The sequence below is a fragment of the Staphylococcus sp. EG-SA-2 genome (genome assembly GCF_017152085.1).
In genome coordinates this window covers 1-2,633 of the sequence record NZ_JACYHC010000601.1, presented here as the reverse complement: position 1 = coordinate 2,633, position 2,633 = coordinate 1, and the positions used below count along the sequence as shown (strand labels likewise).

Annotated in this window: 2 protein-coding genes; one reads left to right on the top strand and one right to left on the bottom strand. The window is 32.9% G+C overall.

Features of this window, described 5'->3' with window-relative positions; genetic code table 11:
• Positions 1–17 precede the first annotated feature (17 nt).
• Complete coding sequence (gene uptA, locus IDG60_RS10725; protein WP_000435044.1) at positions 18–629, bottom strand: undecaprenyl phosphate transporter UptA; 612 nt, start codon at positions 627–629, stop codon at positions 18–20.
• Positions 630–1,175: 546 nt separating this feature from the next.
• Between uptA and IDG60_RS10720 the strand changes: the two genes are divergently transcribed.
• The gene (locus IDG60_RS10720) at positions 1,176–2,453 is read left to right on the top strand and encodes a pyruvate MFS transporter (protein WP_000660710.1); all 1,278 of its coding nucleotides are present in this window, start codon (positions 1,176–1,178) and stop codon (positions 2,451–2,453) included.
• Positions 2,454–2,633: the final 180 nt, after the last annotated feature.

The window sequence follows — 2,633 nt, the reverse complement described above, 5'->3', positions numbered from 1 at the left end:
TTATACTAACAACAATATTATTTTACTCTCTTACGTTTGCCAATGTAACGTATAGCAAAGTAAATGACTGCGATAATGATGACAACATACATAATACGTGAATATGTATGAAGACCAGTCATCAACATACCAAAGCTATCGCTCAACGTGCGTCCTAGTAAAATTAAACCGAAATTCCAAATTGTTGTACCTATTAATGAAATAACGGTAAATGTCACAACATTCATGCGGTTTACACCGGCTGGAATGGTAATCAATACACGTAATACAGGTATGAAACGACAGATAAATACAGCCCATACGCCATACTTTTTAAACCAATCATTTGCTCGCTTTAAATCCTTACTTTTCAATTTAATCCACTTACCGTGTCGATCAATAAAACGATATAGACGTTCTTCTGAAATCAAACGGCAGATATAATATAAAATTAACAGCCCTATAAACGATGCGATGGTTGCAATAATAAATAAGGTTAAAATTGATAAATGTGATTTAACAGACATAAGGCCAGCAAATGTCAGAATAATTTCCGATGGTACGATAGGTAAAACATTTTCTAATAAAATTAATATAAAAATGGCTGCATACCCAAAACGACTAATAAATTCAGTGATAATTTGTTCCATTATTAAAAATAAGCTCCTTTAATTTTCAGCAATTGCAGACAAATAGAAACTGGATAAATTCAAATGAATAATGAATGATGTCGTATGCGATGTTGAAACAAGCATTTGTCTTAAAATGTATTATAAGCAATAAATCAAAAAATTGCTTGCTATAAGTACGAAAAGTCAACAAATGATCATCTAAATAACAGGCGCTGCACAATGAATGAGCAATGTAGTTTTATGCAATTTAAAATGAATGTCGAATATGTAAGAAAGCCTGCAATATACGTTTTAAAACACTAGGATTGCAGTATTTTTAATTAACAAATGATAGGCTACTATGTAACTAAAAGTTCCTTTATATCGTTTTAATTGCAAAAGTTAAGCGGAATTTAATAAAATTTTTATAGATTCTATTGTAAACGCTTTCCATGTCTGATAATATTATAAAAAATAACTTTGGTACAATTTTGTGACAAAGTAGGGGTGGACATGCCAGATGTCCGAAAATTTTAACGTTTCAGGGTAAGTTTTAAAAAATTAATTAGGGAAGTAGGAATAGTTGTGAAGGAAAAACGAACTAACGTAAGGTGGATGTTCGCGCTTGCGTTCTTCTTTATTGGGGTTATTGCGTATATGGATAGAGCAAACATTTCATATATCGCTAAACAAATGATGGATGATTTAGGGATGACCAAACCACAATTTGGTTTATTGGCATCATTCTTCTCTCTAGGTTATGCATTAATGCAAGTACCATCGGGGATGTTGGCTGAAAAATTCGGTCCACGTAAGATGATTACAATTGCATTAGTTTGGTGGAGTGCATTTACAATCTTAACGGGTATGATTAAGAACCACGGTTTAATTTATTTAGTGAGATTCTTATTTGGTGTAGGTGAGGCGCCAATGTACCCTTCTAATGCTGTGTTTAACTCATTTTGGTTCTCTAAAAATGAAAAAGGTAGAGCATCAAGTGCATTATTAGCAGGATCATATTTCGGACCTGTATTAGCACCAATAGTTACAATTGCTATTGTTAACGCATTTAACTGGCAAGCAGTATTTTACATTTTTGGTGCAGTAGGTATTTTAATGGCTGTATTATGGGCGATTATTGCCAAAGACTTACCTGAGCAACATAGAATGGTTAATGAAGCGGAGAAACGTTTCATTATGGAAAATCGTGATATCGTAGCTACTGAAAAGTCATCACCACCATGGAATAATTTCTTTAAACGTTTTAGCTTCTATGCAATTGCAATTCAATACTTTGTTGTACAATTTATCATTACATTATTCTTAATTTGGTTACCGACGTATTTAACAGAAGTATTCCACGTTAACTTTAAAGAAATGAGCATTAGTTCATTACCTTGGTTATTAATGTTCTTCTTAATCTTATCAGCAGGTGCAATTTCTGACCGTGTATTAGGATTAGGTCGTTCAAAATTCGTAGCTAGAGGTGTAATTGCAATCGCAGGATTTATTGTGTTTGCAGTTTCAATTATCTTTGCTGTACGTACAGGAAATTTATATGTAAGTATTTTCTGGTTATCACTAGGTCTTGGTGGTATCGGTATTTCAATGGGTATGAGTTGGGCTGCAGCAACTGACTTAGGACGTAACTTCTCTGGTACAGTATCAGGGTGGATGAACTTATGGGGTAATATAGGTGCATTAATCAGTCCGCTATTAGCAGGTCTATTCGTAGAACATTTAGGTTGGACAATGACATTCCAATTGTTAATCGTTCCAGCAGTAATCGCTGTGATTATGTGGTTCTATGTGAAACCAGATCAACCTTTAATTGTTAGTGATGATAAAGCAATAGAAAAATAATTTAAACAAGCAGTAAGCTTTCACATTGTTGGGGCTTATTGCTTTTTTACGTTGAAATTGAAACTTTTTAAAACAGATATGGTTTAAGATGAACGGGAAGTTATTAAAATGATATATGTAAAGAAATAAAGTTTTAAAACATTAGTCAGGTAACGCTTGTAAAAGTACATATAAATTTTA

Excerpts from the sequence above, each read along its gene's own strand:
- uptA (WP_000435044.1), bottom strand. The coding sequence starts at position 629 with ATGGAACAAATTATCACTGAATTTATTAGTCGTTTTGGGTATGCAGCC.